The organism is Streptomyces bugieae (genome assembly GCF_036352915.1).
GTDB lineage: Bacteria > Actinomycetota > Actinomycetes > Streptomycetales > Streptomycetaceae > Streptomyces > Streptomyces endophytica.
Genome location: NZ_JAZBJP010000009.1, coordinates 35,552 through 52,428 on the forward strand (window position 1 = coordinate 35,552; position 16,877 = coordinate 52,428).

Consider the following 16,877-nt stretch of genomic DNA (forward strand, 5'->3'; position numbering starts at 1 on the left):
ACTCACGAACGTTCCTGTCGTCCCCTGACTTTCGTCAGTACCGTCCGCGCACCGCCCTCCTTACGCTCGACCCCCATGAACCCCATGACCCCCATGACCCAGGTGAAGCATGTGAAGCACGTGGAGCATGTGAACCACTTCCGCCATCAACTCCGCCGCGGCGCGGTCGCGTTGGCCCTCGCCGCTACGTTGCCGCTGCCGCTCGCCGGCGCCGCCCTCGCCGCCCCCCACGCGGCCCAGGCGGCGCCGGCCGTCGCCCCGGCTCCCCCGGCGGCCACCACGCTCCACCTCCCGCGCCCCACCGGCCCCTACGCCATCGGGCGCGACACCCTGCACCTCACCGACCCGCAGCGCCGGGACCCCTGGGTGCCCTCCGCGGGCGCACGGGAGCTGATGGCCTCGCTGTACTACCCGGCGCGCCCGGGCACCGGCCACCACCGCGCCCCGTACATGAACACCGAGGAGGCCCAGCTCTTCCTGCGGGGCATCCACCGCGCCGACGTGCTGCCGGCCGAGACGCTCGCCGCCACCCGTACCCACGCCCGCACCGACGCCCGGCCGGCCCCCGGCAGGCACCCGCTGGTGGTGCTCTCCCCCGGCTTCTCCCTCAACCGCGCCACGCTCTCCCTGCTCTCCGAGGAACTCGCCTCGCACGGCTACGTGGTCGCCCTCCTCGACCACGCCTACGAATCCTTCGGCACGGCCTTCCCCGGCGGCCGCACCCTCACCTGCGTCGCCTGCGACACGGTCGAGAAGGCACCGAAGGACGTACGGAAGCGGCTGATGGCCAAGGTCGCCACCGGCCGCGCCGCCGACATCCGCTTCGTCCTCGACGCCCTGACGAGGACGGACCGGCACGGGAAGCACGGGCTCCGCGGGACGCACCCCGCCTGGCGCCACTCCGCCATGATCGACACCCGGCGGATCGGCGTCGCCGGGCACTCCATCGGCGGCAACAGCGCCGCGGCCGCCATGGCGGCCGATCCCCGTATCCGCGCCGGCGTCAACATGGACGGCACATTCTTCGCACCCGTCCCCCGCGGCGGGCTCGACGGCCGCCCGTTCCTGATGCTCGGCGCGCTCAACGGCCACTCGCCGCACGACGAGGACACCAGCTGGCTGCGCGACTGGCGGCGGCTGGACGGCTGGAAGCGCTGGCTCACGGTCCGCGACGCCGGCCACTTCAGCTTCATCGACATCCCGGTCCTGGGCGCCCAGCTCGGTGTCACCGACCCCACCGCCCCGCTCCCCGGCAAGCGCTCCGGCGAGATCACCCGCGACTACGTCACCGCCTTCTTCGACCGGCACCTGCGCGGCCTCCCGCGCCCGCTGCTGGACGGCCCGTCCGCGGCCAACCCGGAGGTGCTGTTCCAGAACCCATGAGGCAAATGACGCGAGGGCGCGCGAGGGGCCATCCCCTCACACGCCCTCGCTCATCCCGCGCTCAGCCTTCCAGCACCTTGTCGAGAAACTCGTCCAGGTTCCGCACCGTGCGCTCGATCCGTGCCTCCAGCGGCAGCGTCTCCTCGTGTCGCCCGGCGAGCTGGGACTGCTTGCGCCCGCGTACGTACAGCGAACACGCGAGGTCGGCGCAGAGGTACGTCCCGACGGTGTTTCCCTGCCGCCCGGACGGCCCGGCCCGCCGCGCGGCCAGGAGACTGACCCCCGACCCCGGATGCCCGGTCATGCAGACCGAGCAGACCGTCGTCTTGGTGAAACTCCGCCGCACCCCCTGCGGCACCCTGAGAGTGACACCGACGAGCCCGTCACCCCGCGGCGCCACCAGGTAACTCCGGTCCGGCGCCCCGGGATCCCGCCACCCCAGAAAGTCCAGGTCCTCCCACGGCAGCCCGGCCAGCCCCACCGGCAGATTGATCCGGCTCGCCTCCCCCTTCGAGCAATTCACAAAGGAGGCACGTATCGCTTTTTCACCTACGGGGTCCATAACGCCCGAAGTTAACAGCGGCGGCCCGGCCGCGTCGTCCGAATTTCCCCGCCGCGCGAGCAGGTGACCATCAGGCCCCCGGCCTCATCATCCACGCCCGGGTCGTCTTCTGCGTGAGCCCGGCCCGTTCCGCCCGCTCCACGCGTTCGGCGCCGGCCTGCGCACGTTGCGGCGCCAGCTTGTCCCAGTCCGCCGGCTTCAGGAACAGCATCGCATCACCGTCGGGCGCCACCATGACGCCACCGAACGGCAGATCACCGGCGACCCAGACACCGCCGTCCAGCCCCTGCGGCCAGCAGCGCCTCCCCGCCGCGTTGACGGCCTTCATCAAGGGCGCCCCGTGCCGGCCCCGGGTGGAGACCCGCACGGTGAAGACATTGCCGTACCGGGTCCATTTCTCGCCCTTCTTGGACACCCGGGTATGGAATTCGAGGGGGTAGTGGCGCAGTACACGCGCGCACCGGGCGACCCGCATTCCATACCCGAGCCGATAGAAAGTGAAGGCGGCCACGAACATCCCGGCGACCGTCAACAGCCACACGGCGAAGACGTTGGGGACACCGAGACGGACCAGCACTACGGGCAGCGCGCACAGCCCGAGGGCGAGAACGAGACGCAGCACGAGCAGCCGTACGAGAGCCGCGTAGTTGCGCCTCACCACCCGCGCCACGTCCATTGCACCGTCCGCCGGCCCGTCAGTCAGCCCGTCCGTCAACCCGTCCGCCGGCACGGCCCGGCTCAGCCCCAGGCCTGGTTGCCGTTGTTGTTGCGACGGCGGGTCGCGACGACGATGCCGATGACGATGCCCGCGACCACCAGCACGCCGAGGGCGATGCCACCGATGAGCAGGGCCTTGTCCTTGGCGCCCATGGGGGGGTTGGGGTCGGAGCCCTTGTCGGCGGCCGTGTCGGAGTACTTGCCCTTCGGCATCGGCAGCGGGCCGGCCGCCGGACCTGCCGCGATGTCACGGCGCAGGGCCGGGCCCGGCTGGATGAAACCGTAGCCGTAGTGGGCGTCCGGGAGCTTGAGGTGCTTGTCCTTCTCGGCCTGCGCGAGACCGGCGGTCTTCACCAGGCGATTGGCGATCTGACCGGGGGTGAGGTCGGGGAACTTCTGCTTGAGCAGGGCCGCTGCGGCGGACACGTAGGCGGTGGCGGCGGAACTGCCGTTCGCTGCGGTGTCGTAGTCGTGGTCGCTCTTGCCCATGGCGACGGCGACCTTCTCACCGGGCGCGAGCAGGTCGGTGTCCGCGTTGTAGTCGTTGGCGTCGGCCGCCTTGCCGTACTGGTCGACCGAGCCGACCCCGATGACGCCGGGGCAGCCCACCGGATACGTCTTGCGGGTCAGGCCGTCGTTTCCCATGGCAGCCACGACCACCACACCCTTGTCGAGGGCGTAGTGGATGGATTCGCAGGTGTCGCCCTCCAGGTCGCCGCCGTAGGACATGTTGATCACGTCCGCGCCGTGCTCCACCGCCCAACGCGTGGCCTGCCCGCTGTTCTTGTACTCGGGAACGGGGAGGATCTTGGCGTCGGGCGCCAGGCCCTTGACGCCCTCGGTGCCGCCCGGACCGTGGCCGTGCCCCGCGATGATCCCGGCCATGGCGGTGCCGTGGTCGCGGATGTCCTCGTTCGGCTTGAGGTACTTGGCGCCCTCGGCCTCCGTCGCCTTTCCGAAGTCCGGCCCGGGAAGGAACTGCCCTGTCAGGTCCTGGTGGGTCGTACGGAAACCGCTGTCGAGCACGGCGACCGTCACGCCCTTGCCGGTGGCCTCCTTCCAGAGCTGCTGGGCCCCGAACGCCTCCAGCGGCCACTCGGCCTTCCGCACCTGGTCCGCGGAGGCTGTGCCGCCCGCGGACAGCAGCAGTGCTCCGGTCAGCGCAGCACCCACCGTCGCGCGCAGTGTTCGGGTGACCCTCATCCTTCGCTCCTTCTTGCCGTGCTGTCCGGCGGCCTTTTCCGCCTGAGGAAAGGCCCCGCACACATGGGAGTGCGGGGCCTTTCCTCATTGGCCGCATGCGACGTTATCGTCGGCCTACTCGATGACGCGAGGGGCAACGTTACGTTGCGGGTTCCAGGTCTCCTCGTCCTCGACGAGGTAATCGGGGCGCTGCCCTGTGGTGCGCTCCTTCTCCTTGCCCTTGCCCTTCGCTCCGGCGGCGCCCATCATGCCCGCCTGCTTGCCGCCGCGGCTGCGGTGCAGGCCCGAGCCGCCCTGCTTCGCACCGCCCGCGGGGCCGCCCGGCTTGCCGACCAGTCCGCCGCGGGTACGCGCCTGCGGACCGCTGCGCCCGGCCGCGCCCTTGACGCCGCCTGCCTTGCCGGCTGCTCCGGCGCCCGGCATGCCGCCGCGCATCCCGCCGGCACCGCCGGCGCCCCGGGATCCGCCCATGCCGCCGGGCATGCCGATGACACCGGGCGGGACCGCGCCGCCGGGGAAGCCCCCCGTGCCGCCGGTCACGCCGTGGCTGCCGCCGGTCGTCCCGCCGCTGAAGGTGCCGCCGCCCGTCGGCGGGGCGATGGTGCCGCCCTGCACGCTGTCGAGACCGGTGGTCACGGGCAGGTCGGGACGGTGCAGCTTGGGGGCGTCGAACCCTTCCGGTACGGCGCCACCGCCCGCGCCGTTCGGCATCTTCGGTGCGGTGGACTGGTGGGGATGGGTGCCGCCCGTCACGGGCATGCGCACCGGAGGCGGAGGCGGGGTGGTCGACGGGTCCACGGGCCAGTCGCCGCCCCCGGTACCCGGCCCCGTCCCCTCGCGGAGCCGCTTGCCCTGCCCGTCGTAGTGGGCGGCCAACTCGTCCATCACGATGACCGCTTCGACCTGACGCTCCTTGGTCAGGGACAGGCTGTCCCTGTTGAGCTCCAGGGCCATGCGGGTGTCCATCTTGGGATTCGCCATGTCCCGCTTGAACTGGCTGTCGTCGCCGCTCTCGTCGGTCGCCCGGTCCACGACACCCGGGTCGTGGATCTTCGACATGGCCTTCTTGGCCTCGCGAAGATTGTGCGCGACGCCGGACTCCGGTCCCGAGGAACGGGTACCGATCAGCGTGGACTCGACGTTGCGCGAGTGCTGGTACGTCTTGTCGATCTTCTCCAGCACCTTGCCGGCTTCCCTGCGGAACGCCTGCGCCGCCGAGCCCTCCCAGTGCGCGGAGGCGTGGTCGACCGCGTCCATGAAGGCCTTGCGGATGCCGCCACGGCCGTCCTCACCGCCCAGGCGGTCGGCGGAGGCGCGCCAGTGGTGGCCGGAGGTCTCGACCGCCTCGGGGCTGGCGTGCTCGATCATCGCCCGGAGGGCATTGAGGCCGTGGTGATGGAAGTCGGACGCAGACCGAGGGGTGAGGTGCTGGCCCTTGAACGACTTCAGCCGCTCTTCCCGCTCGTGGTTCTTGCGCTGCTGCTCCATCGCCTTGGCGCTGTCGTACTCCTGCTTGGCGTCAACCATGCAGGCCCCCCTTCATCTCCATCTCCGCCCTTCGTGCGCGCGTCGCCGTGTGGTGCTCAGCCATTCATCGAGGTCTTCGTCTGGTGCTCCTGGTCCTCGTACGCACCGCGGCTGGCTTCCGTCTTCTCGCCGAACTTGTGGATGAGGTCCTGGAGCGCGTCGATGACCTGCGACATGTACGACTGCATGTCGTCATGGGCCTTCGCGAGGTCGCCCGCCTCGAGGAAATTGACGCCGAAGGCCGACTTCGGAATGGTCGTGCTGTATTTCACCTTCTGGCTGGGTTCGTCCATGTCGCCCCGAAGGTGGCGGAGTTGGCGCACCACGCTGTCCAGTTCGTCGAGATCGACCCTGAAGCGCTCGCTCATTCCTTCTCCCCGTTCCCCGTCTGCCCTGCCCGTTCCCCCACGCACCGCCCCGTGAAGCCGTCGGTAAGGGCAACATAAAGTCAATAAATACTAGGGAGTTGGGCGCCTTCGATGCAAGATCGAAAGTCATGATCTGTCCGATTTAGCGCGGGATGGTGCCGCACTTTGTAGAGGGGTTGTTACCTGCGGACGCAACCTGCTCGCCCCCTACCCTAAGGCGATCACACCCGCCTCATGCCCGCAGGGAGGCCAGTTCGACCACCGTGACGTCCGGGGGCGCGCCCAGCCGTACGGGCGGCCCCCAGGCGCCCGCGCCGCGGGTCACGTACAGCTGGGTGTCGCCGTAGCGCTCCAGGCCCGCGACGGTCGGGTTCGTGGCCTCGGCGACGTACGTGAAGGGCCACATCTGGCCGCCGTGGGTGTGGCCGGAGAGCTGGAGGTCCACCCCGTACCGGACGGTGTCGTGGATGGTGACCGGCTGGTGCGCCATCAGGACGACGGCGCGGGCCGGGTCGCGGTCGCCCAGCGCCAGGTCGTAGTCGGGACCGGCGTGTTCGGTCGCACCGGCGAGGTCGTTGACGCCCGCGAGGTCGAAGCCGGGCAGCGCGGTCCGCGCGTTCTCCAGCGGATGGATACCCAACTCCCGTACGTGGTCCACCCATTGGGCGGCACCCGAGTAGTACTCGTAGTTACCGATCGGGAACCAGGCCAAAGAGTACAGCCGGGCACTAGGAGAGTGGGAAGCCCAGGAGCTGGCCCCAACACATGGGGCAGCGGAGCGGCGCGCCGTCCAGGTGCGGCATGTGTCACCTGCTGGTTGCAGAGATAAACAACGACGCACCCGGCGCCTCTGCGTGAGCCGGCGCTTGTCCGTACAGCGGTTCCGGTCTCCAAGGTGCTCTGAGAGATCTCCGGCGGCATGGACCTTGCCGCTTATGGCGGGTCACCTTGATCCGCGCGCGAGCCCTGCTGTTGTAGCAAATGAGGAATGGACCGCGAACGCGGCCACCTAGCCGACGGATTAAGTCCCTGCTCTACAAAGCGCACGGCGGAGGCTTTCCTCCGCCGTGCATGGGCACCCTTCACGCCTTGCGTTCCCCGCTATCAAACTCATGCCTTCGACGCCGCGCTTGATGCTGCAAGCTGTGAATACGAAAGCGCTGGCTCGCTCGCTCTGTGGAATACTGGCAAATTCCTTCATTACGCTCTCCATTTGTGAGGAACAAACGAAGGCGTTGACTTCGGACAGCGCCGCTTGGATCTCTCCGGCGATACCCTCCCGAGAGGGCATCACACTAGCCTCCCCACGGTGAGGCAAGAAGTAGTACCACCGGGGGTCGCTCCGCCGGACGAAGCGCATATCGTCCATGTGCTGCTGCGTTCCTCAGGTGGTTGCGGCATACTCACGGCCACGCCCCCACGTATTGCCGCTTCCGGATTTTCGAAATACCTAGTAGTGAGTCGAAAACCCTCGCTAATCGCAATACCTCTTTTGGAAAGCTCCTCAACGGTAGCGAGACGGGTGGCCACAGCAACCCTCTCGTTTTCCGGGGCCTTCGCTATTTCTTCCAGCATCTCAAAGAATGCGGGATGCGATGTGATCTCGCGAGCGTAGCACTCATGTTCTGTAGCTCTTCGGCACTGGGGAGAGGGGCGGGGCTTCGCTGGAAATTTTCCACCTCGCTTAACTCGCGTTCTCTACTTCCGAGGCTACCGCACGCGAGGCGGGGTGCAACTTTACGTGGAAGTTTTAGGTGCAGTTTTCAAAGTTTGGAAAATAGATCTTCAAGAAGGTTAGAAGTTTCCCTATCTATTTAGCGACTGCGAGCAAGATCGCACTTAACAGCTGAAGCAGGTACGCAGCACTCCCGCCTGCCTGAGGCTCGCCGCAAAGTGGCCACCTATGGGCCCCACCCTCAGCGGCCGCTTCACTCAATCCGTCAGCCCACGGGCTCGACTGGATCAGGACGCTTCGCGGAGTACTCGGCAGACCCCTGGGGCCGGCGACTGCCCGCTCGGGCCGCCAGGCGAGGGCTAGGTTTGATCGTCGTGCGTGCGACCGGGGCAAGCGCACGGCAGCGTGTACGGCTTTCCGGTCGCCCGGTCGACCACGACCACGCCACCAGAGCACCGTCGTGCCGGGTGCTTGTGCCACTTGCTACGCGGGGGCCGAGGGTGCCCGCCCGCCTTCACGACTTCCTGGTACGCCGAGACCGCTTGCGCGTGTGTGGGGTTGGTCCACTCGGTCATGCCATCGCCTCCCGGTTCCCCAACGACCGTATGGCCGTTGGGGGTCCGCGGACAGAGGGTGCGTTAGTTCGGGCCGGTGTTGGAGCAGTCGGCGCCGCAGCCGGCCGGCGCCGGTTCGGAGTGCTCGCAGGAGGCGGCGACGGGGATCGCGTTGTCGGTCGGTCCGTTCCACATGGCCGGGTCGGGATCGTAGCCGGCTGCCTTGATCGCAGCCTGAGTCCGTGCCAGCGCATCGGGGTCATGCCGGGCGATGTCCGGCCGCTCCGGTACGTGATGCACGTAGTGATGCAGGGACCGGCACAGCTCGGCGTATACGGCCGTGTGCAGGATCAGGGCATGCCAGCCTTCATCGACGACCCGCGACGGCTTGAGGCGGGCACGTGGTGCTGATGAGCAGGCTGCGACGAACTTCAATGCCTCCTCGGTGATCCGTTCCGCGACGTTGGCGGCCATGCCCTCGTTGTTGCGCTGCACCGTGCTGGCGACGTCGAGGAACTGCTCAGGGGTGATGAGCTTGCGGACACTCTTCACCTCCGGCAACGTCGTGTGCTCTTGTGTGATGCTCACCGTGTACTTCCCTTCGTTGGTTGGTGCGGTGATGGCGCTCCGTCCCCGGCGGGTTGTCTGGCCAGGACCGGGGACGGAGCGCGCTTCGGGGTGGGGCGCTCGACGTCAGACAAATGTGCCGTTGCTAGTAACTTTCCAGCCCCTCAGCACTTTTTGAGTGCTCGGAATCCAGTGAGGCTTTCGGCCTCGGCCGCGGATGCGGGCCGGCAGGATCCCTTTATCGCGTCCCATGGGGGACCCACCGACCTGCTCAAAACGAGGCATTCACCGTGCATTGCCCGGACCTGCCCAACCTTGCAATTGCTCATGTCCACTACGACGTCGCCGCATGAGAAGGGCTGTTCTGCCATCTCGTTACCTCCTTGGGACGAATTGCTTCTCCGCTGAGCGGAAGCCCGAAGCGACGCGTGTTGGATCGGCTCCTCCCGCACGTAGACCTGGCCATACCGGTCCGCACGGAAAACGCGGATCGTCGGCCTCGGTCGGGGTGGCGGAGTGGGGGGCTCCTTCGGCGCGCTCATTGCTGCCCTTGGTCGTCGTGCTCGGGCGGTGCGTTCTGCGCCACCGCCAAGAGGCGTTTGGCCGTCGCCTCGTCGACGGTGCCAAGGCGTACACGCGCGGCCGTTCCCGATGGCACGTCACCCATGGCCTCCAAATGGATGCCGAGTGACGCCATCTGGGTGTTGAGCCGGGCAGCCAACCTGCGACCTCGTGCGCTGAGGTTCAGATAGCCGTCCTGCGAGTCCATTGGTCCTCCTGCACATCGTTCGCGTGGCGTGCGACTCTCAGTCAACGACGGTCCGGGCAGGGAAAGGGACTCCAGCGGGTGACCCCAAGATGGAGTCAGTCGGCGGACAATGCCTCCAGCCGAGACTTACGCTGAAGCAGGGGTGGTACCAGTGGGGCGTGAGCAGCAGGAGCTACAGACGGCTGTGGCCGGCTTACTCAGTGACGTCCGCTTCCAACACGCTTGCTCTGAGCGCGACATGGGTACTGTGTTCCGGCTCTTGAATCACCGCGGCCTGAGCACGCGGCGCCTTGCTGCTGCCGTAGGGATCACGCAGGGGCGACTCTACGACTACATGAACAACAAAAGCCGCGTTGAGAAATTAGCCCTGTTTGAGCAAATTTCTGACGCCTTGCGCATTCCTGGGGGCATGTTGGGGCTGGCGAAGCGTCCTTGGGAACCTCGGGGGGCCGAACCGGTGGCCGGCCCGATTTTGGAACCGGATGGCAACGACCTTGCAGCCATAGACGCATTCCGAAACGCAGACAAGCAGACGGGCGGCGGTCGCCTTTACGCTGCGGTGATTCGTCACCTGAAGGAAAACATCGCGAGTCGCCTGGTAGACGCGGGGAGCGAACCGCAAGTCTTCGCTGCTGCCGCGGCCCTCAGTGAGATGGCGGGATGGATGGCGCACGACTCCGGGCGTGACGCCCGGGCTCAAAGTCACTTCGCGCGAGCCTTGCCCTTAGCGCGGACTTCAGGGGACGCGCCATTGGCTGCCAACATCGCGGCCAGTAGTAGCCATCTCGCCTTGCAAGTTGGAGAGGTGGGAGAGGCGGTGCACTGGGCGAAGGTCGGCCTTCAGTTCGCTGGCCAGGGGCCGCAGATCCCCTCACTGACAGCTCGGCTGTACTCCATGCACGCGCGGGCGCTCGCTGTCGCCGATCAAGGAACAGTGGCTTTGCGAGAACTGGAGCGGGCGCACGATGCGCTCACTAGCTCTGCGGAAGCGACTCATCCTTGGATCAGCCCCTTTGACGAAGCCTCGCTAGCAAGTGAGAGCGCCCTTACATACCGGGACATGAAGCGGTACGACGGGGCCCTGGAGTACGCCGATCGGGCAGTAACGCTTAGGGAGTCGGGACGGGCACGCTCCCTCGCCATGAGCCAGATCAACTTGGTGGCGACCCATGCTTACCGCGGCGACCTGGACGCGGTTTTGCACTTCGGCGTGATGCTATTGACGACGAATCCGTCACTCGGCTCGGTGCGGGTGATCAATCAGTTGACCGATCTTCGGCGCATGCTGGACAGTCACAGTGACCATCGTCCCGTGCGGGACTTCCTTGAGCGGTTCGACGTTGCGGCGAAGACACGCCTGCTACTCCTCGCTGACATCATGGCGCCCGGTAACGAAGGCACACTCTCATGACACCCACACCCGATGATCCCGAAGCCTGGTACGCGTACTTGGCTGAGGGCAACGCACGGCAGGCCCGCAAGCGGGTGGCTGCCGATGTGCTGCTGAGGAACGGGGTCGGCGACTTCCTCCTGGTCAAGCCAACGTACAAACCAGGATGGGACCTCCCCGGCGGGATGGCGGAAGCGAATGAGCCTCCGACCTGCGCAGCAGTACGGGAGGTCAAAGAGGAGCTGGGCTTGACCGTCACGCTCCAGGGATTGCTTGTGGTGGACTGGGTGGCTCCCCATGAGGCTTGGGATGATCAGCTCGCCTTCATCTTCGACGGCGGCGTACTGGATGCAGACGATGCACGCGATGCCCGGCCGCATGACGAAGAACTGTCTCAACTTGCTTTCACATCTCACGCACGCGCGACTTCAATGCTTCCGCAGCGCCTGCGGTCCCGCTTCTTGGCAGCCGCTGATGCTTTGAATTGCGGTGTACCTCGCTACCTGCACAACGGATCGCCCATCTAGCGGAATTTAGCTCGATACCCTGTGGCGGCCATTGGGAACACGCCACACATTCACCCTGCGGTCCTACCGTTTAAGGACCGAGGAAGAGTCCCAGTACATCGAGGGCTTGTCGTGCACCCCTCCCCCACAGAAGGGCAGCCAGAACAAGCGAGAATCCAGCCATCACTATTGGTGCGACGCTGTCGGGAACTCCGACCAATGGGAACACGATGGAAGCGCCAACCAGAAGAATGGCAAGCGTGATGAGCCTGAGCGCCTCCCGGTCTGGGGCGGGCTGCACCTCGTCCAATTCTTCTGCGTCAAGCAACGCTCCGACACGGGCATCACAATACCGTTCGGAAATCTTGTGAAGCAGTGCACCAAGTTCTCTTAGTGCGCTCTGCGGATCCGAGTCCAAGAGCAACTCAGCCTTTCTCAATGCTCCTACCACGTTCCGTTCGTGCTCTTTGAGCACCTTGCGCCGAAGGGAAAACAAGGGAACAGATCCACGCTGTTTATGAGCCGAAAGCACTGCGCGATTCACAGCCCCCAGACGCCGCGACACCTTCCGGAAAGCAAGAGCTTGCTGTTCGCCCACTGCGTCTTGTGCCCATGCGCAGGCACCGATGGCTCGCGCAACCGTCATGATCAGAGCGAACCGGCGAGCTAGCCGAATCGTTGCGATCCGCGACAACCACACTTGCCGTGTCGCGGCCCGGAAAGGGAGAAACTGGATCAGCCAAAAAGTGGACCACGCCGCAATAATGCCAATGAACAACCAGGAGAGCCACGGGAATTTTACTCTGATCACTTCCGCGTTCAGCACAGCACCGTAGAACGGGATGAGATTTTTCCACCCCAGCTCACTAGGCATCCCAGGAGGCGGGGAAACGCTTACCTCAAGGACCCCAATGCCGATGAGCGCTAATCCAACCGCCAGGGCACCCAAGGAATAATATGCCCAGAGCTTTATGGCGAGGCGATGCCCATAGGCTTCCAGCACACGAGGATGTACCGGGTCCGCTAGCCCTAAACTCCGGAAGTCGGCGGCCAAACGTACCTGGTGATCTGTTCGAGACCTCACAAGTTGACATTTTGTCAGTCGCAACCTGTCGACGCCAGCCATTCTCTAAGGTAAGCCTCAATTCCACGCTGGGGGGGCAGTCCCTCACGCCCGAAGAGGGCGCACAGCTATGGGCGTTCAAAACCGGAGGCGATCACACCCGCCTCATGCCCGCAGGGAGGCCAGTTCGACCACCGTGACGTCCGGGGGCGCGCCCAGCCGTACGGGCGGCCCCCAGGCGCCCGCGCCGCGGGTCACGTACAGCTGGGTGTCGCCGTAGCGCTCCAGGCCCGCGACGGTCGGGTTCGTGGCCTCGGCGACGTACGTGAAGGGCCACATCTGGCCGCCGTGGGTGTGGCCGGAGAGCTGGAGGTCCACCCCGTACCGGACGGTGTCGTGGATGGTGACCGGCTGGTGCGCCATCAGGACGACGGCGCGGGCCGGGTCGCGGTCGCCCAGCGCCAGGTCGTAGTCGGGACCGGCGTGTTCGGTCGCACCGGCGAGGTCGTTGACGCCCGCGAGGTCGAAGCCGGGCAGCGCGGTCCGCGCGTTCTCCAGCGGATGGATACCCAACTCCCGTACGTGGTCCACCCATTGGGCGGCACCCGAGTAGTACTCGTGGTTGCCGGTGACGAAGTACGCGCCGTGGCGGGCGCGCAGCTCGCGCAGGGGCTCCGCGGCCGGGCCGAGGTCGGCGACGCTGCCGTCGACCAGGTCGCCGACGACGGCGATCAGGTCCGGAGAGGTCCGGTTGACCGTGTCGACGACGCGCCGGGTGTGGGCGCGGCCGAGGATCGGGCCCAGGTGGATGTCGCTGACCACGGCGATGCGGAAGCCGTGGGCCGCCCGCGGCAGTTTGGCCAGCGGCACGGTCACGCGCTTCACGGACGGGCCGCGGAAGGTGGTCGCGGTCCCGTACCCGACGGCGGCCGTGGCGGCCAGCGACGCCCCGGCGGCCACCGCCCGGGCGAGGAAGAGCCGCCGGGGCGGGGTGGGGAGCGGGGGCAGCGCGGGGGTGCGGGGCGGCAGGAGGGTGGGGGCGGAGGAGGGCGTGGGTACGGGGGACGGGGTGGCCGTGCGGGGGCCGTCGGGGGCCTCGCGGCCTTCGAGGCCTTCGAGGCCTTCGAGGCCTTCGAGGGATGGGGAGGGGGACGGGACCGGGAGTGCGGCGGGGGCCGGAGTCGCCGGTGCCTCCCGCTCCCGGAGGAGGCGCAGGCCCACCGCTCGTACGACCTCGCCGGCCAGCAGTGCCAGGACGAGGTACAGCAGCAGGGCCAGCCAGAGGTACCCGGGCCAGGCCAGCACCTGCTGGAGCACGAACGGGACGCCGGCCCGGCCGGCGAGGAGGGCGCCGAGGGAGAGCAGCGGGAGGGCGAAGGCGGCGACGGTGCCGGCGCGGCGGGTGCGGCTGCCGGGTGCCGTGGTGTCGCGGACCAGGCGGCACCAGACGTAGCGGTGCACGCCGAAGAACAGGCCGAGGACCGGCACCGCGATCAGGGCAAAGACCACCGCGTCTCCCTAGCTCCAGTTGTACCGGGAACTTCAGGTGTCCCGGGAACGGGAACTCCCGGTTCCCCGTGAACTCCCGGCGCCCCAGGAGTTCCAGATGACCCGACAGCTCCTGACGCCCCGACAGCTCCAGACGTTCCGGGCGAGCACGCTATCGGGCGGGCGGCCGGGGACGGGGAAGCGGCACCCGGCGGAGAGACCGGGGACGGGAAAGCGGCGCCCAGCGGTGGGGGCGGGCCGACCCGGTATCCGGCGGCCCGCCCCCACGCGCTTCGCTCAGGCCCCCGACGGGGTCAGCGCCCGGTCCAGGTCCCGTTCCCGCTCCCCGTCCCGGTCCTGGCCCGCTTCGCGGGGGACGGGGACGAACGGGCACTGCCATTCGGCGGGCTTGGGGCGGCCGGAATAGCGGCGGGCCTCGGAAAGCTCCTCGTATTCCTGCAGATTCGGATTGATGTCGCCCTGCAGCTTGATGTCCTGCTTGCGTATCTTCTCCGCCAGGCGGTCCCACATTCCGGCGCCCTTGATGCGGGTGAACTGCTCGTGGGAGTTGAAGGCGAGCATCGGGAAGGGCGGGCGGCGGCCCCAGCGGCGGTGGGTCTCGTGCAGGCCGATCACGAAGAACGGGTGCCCGGCCACGCTGTACGCGAATTCCCTGGCCTGCGGGTCCGAGGCGTAGCCCGTCGCCCACTGGTGGTTCTCCGCGTCCTGCTCGTGGAGGAGCTGGAGCTGCTGCCAGAGGAGTTCCTCGAAGCGCAGTTCGTCCACGCCGCGGGGTTGCTCGAAGGTGGCGATGAAACTGGTGAAGGACCGGGCGCTCCAATCCGCCGAGCCGACGAATTCCGCGAGATCGAGCGCCATCAGCCGGGCGGCCTCCTCGCTCCCCAGCACGTCATAGTGCCGGTGTGTGATGCCGCCCTGGCGCCAGGCCGAACGGCCCGCCAGGCAGGAGAACCGGTCTCCCAGGATGAACGCCTCGACCTCACCACGCGCGTTTGACGTCATGGTCAGCCTTCCTTCCACCTACATGCCTCCTCGACGGGAGATCATCTCCTTCACGCATCCGATAGCACCCACCCCGCACCGGCGGCACCCGCGGCCGGGGACGGCACACGGCAGCCGTGACCGCACCCGGGCAGCGCCGGGTCCGCGGAAGGACGGGGGAAGTCGCTCGGTGATTGTGACCGGCCGAAGCGGATCTGGGAAAACCCCGCAGCAAAATTCCTCGCGACGAATCGCTCACAATCCGGGACGATTACGGCGGTTCACGGAGGGTGAGGGGGCCCGGGGGGGCGGGTCGGCTCCCCCGCCCGGGCCACGGACCGCCCACCGCCCGCCCGTTGGCCGGCGTCGCTCGTCCGCTACTCGTCCGCCGCCTCGCGGCGCAGGGCCCGTACGCCACGGAACCCGATCACGCCGATTGCCGTCCCCAAGAGAAAGGACGTCACGGCCAGCAGCAGATGGACCCAGAAGTACGCCGTCGGGTCGCCGGCGTCGTTGAAGGCCAGACCGCTCCCGTCCTTGCAGAGGTTTTTGACGAAAGTGATCCAGATGAACCAGCTCCAGACCCCGAAGGCGAGCAGGAACCAGGACACGGGGCGAGAGAGCTTCATGGGTTCCAGTATGGGCAGCGGCTCCATCCGGCCGTCGGGAGGGGCACTCTTCCGTGGGGTGCTGTCGGCGACCGGGGCGAAGAGGGGTACGTTCAGCGACGTGCCGACGACCTTCAGTGCTTTCACGGCTTCCGTCCCTGCCCGCCCCTCCACGTCCCCCGGCGCCCCGGACGCTCTTGAGGCGTCCGGCACGTCCGGTCCGGCCGGCGCCGCCGGAGCATCCCGTACCGCCGGTGCCGCCGGGCGCGCGGCGGTGCGTCGCGGCCGGTCGCTGCGTGCCGCCGCCGCACTGGCCGTCTCCGGGCTGCTGACCTCCCCGCTGCTGGCCGGCACCGCGTACGCCGACCAGAAGGACCCCAAGGCCCCCGCGCCGCCGGCCAAGATGTCGCAGATCGGCGGGGAGCTGATGGGCGCGCCCGGCGTACACGTGCAGCCGAAGCCCGGTGCGCCGAAGCTGCCGGGGCCGGACGCGCTGACCGCCCGGTCCTGGATCATCTCGGACGCCGCGTCCGGCAAGGTGCTGGCCGCGAAGAACCCGCACTGGCAGCTGGCGCCGGCCAGCACGTTGAAGATGCTGTTCGCGGACACCGTCATGCCGAAGTTCCCGAAGAACCAGAAGCACACGGTCAAGCCCGCCGACCTCGCGGGCATGGGCGTGGGCAGCAGCCTGGTCGGGATAAAGGAGAACCTGACCTACACGGTCCACGACCTGTGGCTCGGGGTGTTCCTGCGCTCCGGGAACGACGCGGTGCACACGCTCTCCGCGATGAACGGCGGGACGAAGGCCACCGTCACGCAGATGCAGCAGCGCGCGAAGGAACTGAACGCCAACGACACGCACGTCGTCACGCCGGACGGCTACGACGCGCCGGGGCAGGTCTCCAGCGCGTACGACCTGAGCCTGTTCGCCCGGGCCGGGCTGCAGAACCCCGACTTCCGCGAGTACTGCTCGACCGCGAGCGCCCAGTTCCCCGGGGACAAGGGCAAGGACGGCAAGCGGGCGACGTTCGGGATCCAGAACACCAACCGCCTGCTGAGCGGGGACTACGACATGAAGCCGTATCCCGGGATCGAGGGCGTGAAGAACGGCTCGACGACCAACGCCGGGTCGACCTTCACCGGGCTGGCGCAGCGCGGTGACCGCAAGCTGCTGGTCACGGTCATGAACCCGGAGAAGAAGGTGCACAACGAGGCCTACCGCGAGGCCGCCAAGCTGCTCGACTGGGGTTTCGCGGCGGCCGACAAGGTCGAGCCGGTCGGCCGGCTGGTCGGGCCGCGCAGCGAGGACGACGGCACCGGCGCGGTGGCCGCCCAGGGCAAGCGCCACAAGGGCGGGCACGGCAGCACCCAGGCGGCGCTGGACAGCACCGGCTCGGGCGGCACCTGGACCGCGGTGGGGATTACCGGCGGTGCGGTGGTGGTGCTCGGCGCGGTGGCGCTGCTGGTACGCCGGCGCCGCGCCGCGAAGTGAGCC

General features: G+C 67.9%; 15 protein-coding genes and 1 pseudogene. 4 read left to right on the forward strand and 12 right to left on the reverse strand.

The genetic code is table 11. The features are described 5' to 3' along the window. Positions 1-84: 84 nt before the first annotated feature. A complete protein-coding gene (locus tag V2J85_RS17590; RefSeq protein ID WP_330822210.1) occupies positions 85-1,383 on the forward strand; it encodes an alpha/beta hydrolase family protein in 1,299 nt (432 codons plus the stop codon). A 61-nt stretch (positions 1,384-1,444) separates the two neighbouring features. On the opposite strand, the gene V2J85_RS17595 is transcribed toward V2J85_RS17590, so the two are convergent. The 8 genes and pseudogenes from V2J85_RS17595 to V2J85_RS17630 form a co-directional block, all read right to left on the reverse strand. Further along, positions 1,445-1,945 carry an FBP domain-containing protein gene (locus V2J85_RS17595; RefSeq protein ID WP_261956053.1) on the reverse strand — a complete coding sequence of 167 codons (501 nt, stop codon included), beginning with the start codon at positions 1,943-1,945 and terminating at the stop codon, positions 1,445-1,447. A gap of 70 nt (positions 1,946-2,015) precedes the next feature. Next, positions 2,016-2,606: a hypothetical protein gene (locus V2J85_RS17600; protein WP_330822125.1), complete on the reverse strand. Its 591-nt coding sequence runs from the start codon at positions 2,604-2,606 to the stop codon at positions 2,016-2,018. A gap of 77 nt (positions 2,607-2,683) precedes the next feature. Beyond that, positions 2,684-3,865 (reverse strand): S8 family serine peptidase, encoded by a 1,182-nt coding sequence (locus V2J85_RS17605; protein WP_330822127.1) that lies wholly within the window; start codon positions 3,863-3,865, stop codon positions 2,684-2,686. A gap of 114 nt (positions 3,866-3,979) precedes the next feature. After that, entirely contained in the window at positions 3,980-5,392 is a 1,413-nt protein-coding gene (locus V2J85_RS17610) for a hypothetical protein (RefSeq protein ID WP_330822129.1), read from the reverse strand. 56 nt (positions 5,393-5,448) lie between these two features. Beyond that, positions 5,449-5,760 carry a hypothetical protein gene (locus V2J85_RS17615; RefSeq protein WP_030417123.1) on the reverse strand — a complete coding sequence of 104 codons (312 nt, stop codon included), beginning with the start codon at positions 5,758-5,760 and terminating at the stop codon, positions 5,449-5,451. A 232-nt stretch (positions 5,761-5,992) separates the two neighbouring features. Further along, positions 5,993-6,469: pseudogene (locus tag V2J85_RS17620) on the reverse strand (metallophosphoesterase); the annotation flags it as partial. A 1,604-nt stretch (positions 6,470-8,073) separates the two neighbouring features. Next, a complete protein-coding gene (locus V2J85_RS17625) occupies positions 8,074-8,541 on the reverse strand; it encodes a glycine-rich domain-containing protein (RefSeq protein WP_330822211.1) in 468 nt (155 codons plus the stop codon). Between the two features lie 553 nt (positions 8,542-9,094). Continuing rightward, positions 9,095-9,325 (reverse strand): hypothetical protein, encoded by a 231-nt coding sequence (locus V2J85_RS17630; protein WP_330822131.1) that lies wholly within the window; start codon positions 9,323-9,325, stop codon positions 9,095-9,097. Positions 9,326-9,563: 238 nt separating this feature from the next. Between V2J85_RS17630 and V2J85_RS17635 the strand changes: the two genes are divergently transcribed. Beyond that, positions 9,564-10,736 (forward strand): helix-turn-helix transcriptional regulator, encoded by a 1,173-nt coding sequence (locus tag V2J85_RS17635; RefSeq protein ID WP_330822132.1) that lies wholly within the window; start codon positions 9,564-9,566, stop codon positions 10,734-10,736. Beyond that, complete coding sequence (locus tag V2J85_RS17640) at positions 10,733-11,242, forward strand: NUDIX hydrolase (protein WP_330822133.1); 510 nt, start codon at positions 10,733-10,735, stop codon at positions 11,240-11,242. Before V2J85_RS17635 ends, V2J85_RS17640 begins: the two co-directional genes overlap by 4 nt. Before the next feature lie 70 nt (positions 11,243-11,312). Here the strand turns inward: V2J85_RS17640 and V2J85_RS17645 are convergent, their stop codons facing one another. From V2J85_RS17645 to V2J85_RS17660, 4 genes are all read right to left on the reverse strand, one after another. Then, entirely contained in the window at positions 11,313-12,224 is a 912-nt protein-coding gene (locus V2J85_RS17645) for a hypothetical protein (protein ID WP_330822135.1), read from the reverse strand. Positions 12,225-12,449: 225 nt separating this feature from the next. Next, the gene (locus V2J85_RS17650) at positions 12,450-13,793 is read right to left on the reverse strand and encodes a metallophosphoesterase (RefSeq protein WP_261956057.1); all 1,344 of its coding nucleotides are present in this window, start codon (positions 13,791-13,793) and stop codon (positions 12,450-12,452) included. A gap of 276 nt (positions 13,794-14,069) precedes the next feature. Continuing rightward, positions 14,070-14,795: a guanitoxin biosynthesis heme-dependent pre-guanitoxin N-hydroxylase GntA gene (gntA, locus tag V2J85_RS17655; protein ID WP_261956058.1), complete on the reverse strand. Its 726-nt coding sequence runs from the start codon at positions 14,793-14,795 to the stop codon at positions 14,070-14,072. A 356-nt stretch (positions 14,796-15,151) separates the two neighbouring features. Beyond that, entirely contained in the window at positions 15,152-15,403 is a 252-nt protein-coding gene (locus tag V2J85_RS17660) for an SCO4848 family membrane protein (protein ID WP_330822137.1), read from the reverse strand. A 10-nt stretch (positions 15,404-15,413) separates the two neighbouring features. Here V2J85_RS17660 and V2J85_RS17665 point away from each other — a divergent pair, with 10 nt between their 5' ends. After that, positions 15,414-16,874: a D-alanyl-D-alanine carboxypeptidase family protein gene (locus tag V2J85_RS17665; RefSeq protein WP_330822213.1), complete on the forward strand. Its 1,461-nt coding sequence runs from the start codon at positions 15,414-15,416 to the stop codon at positions 16,872-16,874. Positions 16,875-16,877: the final 3 nt, after the last annotated feature.

Excerpts from the sequence above, each read along its gene's own strand:
- V2J85_RS17590 (WP_330822210.1), top strand. The coding sequence starts at position 85 with ATGACCCCCATGACCCAGGTGAAGCATGTGAAGCACGTGGAGCATGTG.
- V2J85_RS17595 (WP_261956053.1), bottom strand. The coding sequence starts at position 1,945 with ATGGACCCCGTAGGTGAAAAAGCGATACGTGCCTCCTTTGTGAATTGC.
- V2J85_RS17605 (WP_330822127.1), bottom strand. The coding sequence starts at position 3,865 with ATGAGGGTCACCCGAACACTGCGCGCGACGGTGGGTGCTGCGCTGACC.
- V2J85_RS17610 (WP_330822129.1), bottom strand. The coding sequence starts at position 5,392 with ATGGTTGACGCCAAGCAGGAGTACGACAGCGCCAAGGCGATGGAGCAG.
- V2J85_RS17615 (WP_030417123.1), bottom strand. The coding sequence starts at position 5,760 with ATGAGCGAGCGCTTCAGGGTCGATCTCGACGAACTGGACAGCGTGGTG.
- V2J85_RS17630 (WP_330822131.1), bottom strand. The coding sequence starts at position 9,325 with ATGGACTCGCAGGACGGCTATCTGAACCTCAGCGCACGAGGTCGCAGG.
- V2J85_RS17635 (WP_330822132.1), top strand. The coding sequence starts at position 9,564 with ATGGGTACTGTGTTCCGGCTCTTGAATCACCGCGGCCTGAGCACGCGG.
- V2J85_RS17640 (WP_330822133.1), top strand. The coding sequence starts at position 10,733 with ATGACACCCACACCCGATGATCCCGAAGCCTGGTACGCGTACTTGGCT.
- gntA (WP_261956058.1), bottom strand. The coding sequence starts at position 14,795 with ATGACGTCAAACGCGCGTGGTGAGGTCGAGGCGTTCATCCTGGGAGAC.
- V2J85_RS17660 (WP_330822137.1), bottom strand. The coding sequence starts at position 15,403 with ATGAAGCTCTCTCGCCCCGTGTCCTGGTTCCTGCTCGCCTTCGGGGTC.
- V2J85_RS17665 (WP_330822213.1), top strand. The coding sequence starts at position 15,414 with ATGGGCAGCGGCTCCATCCGGCCGTCGGGAGGGGCACTCTTCCGTGGG.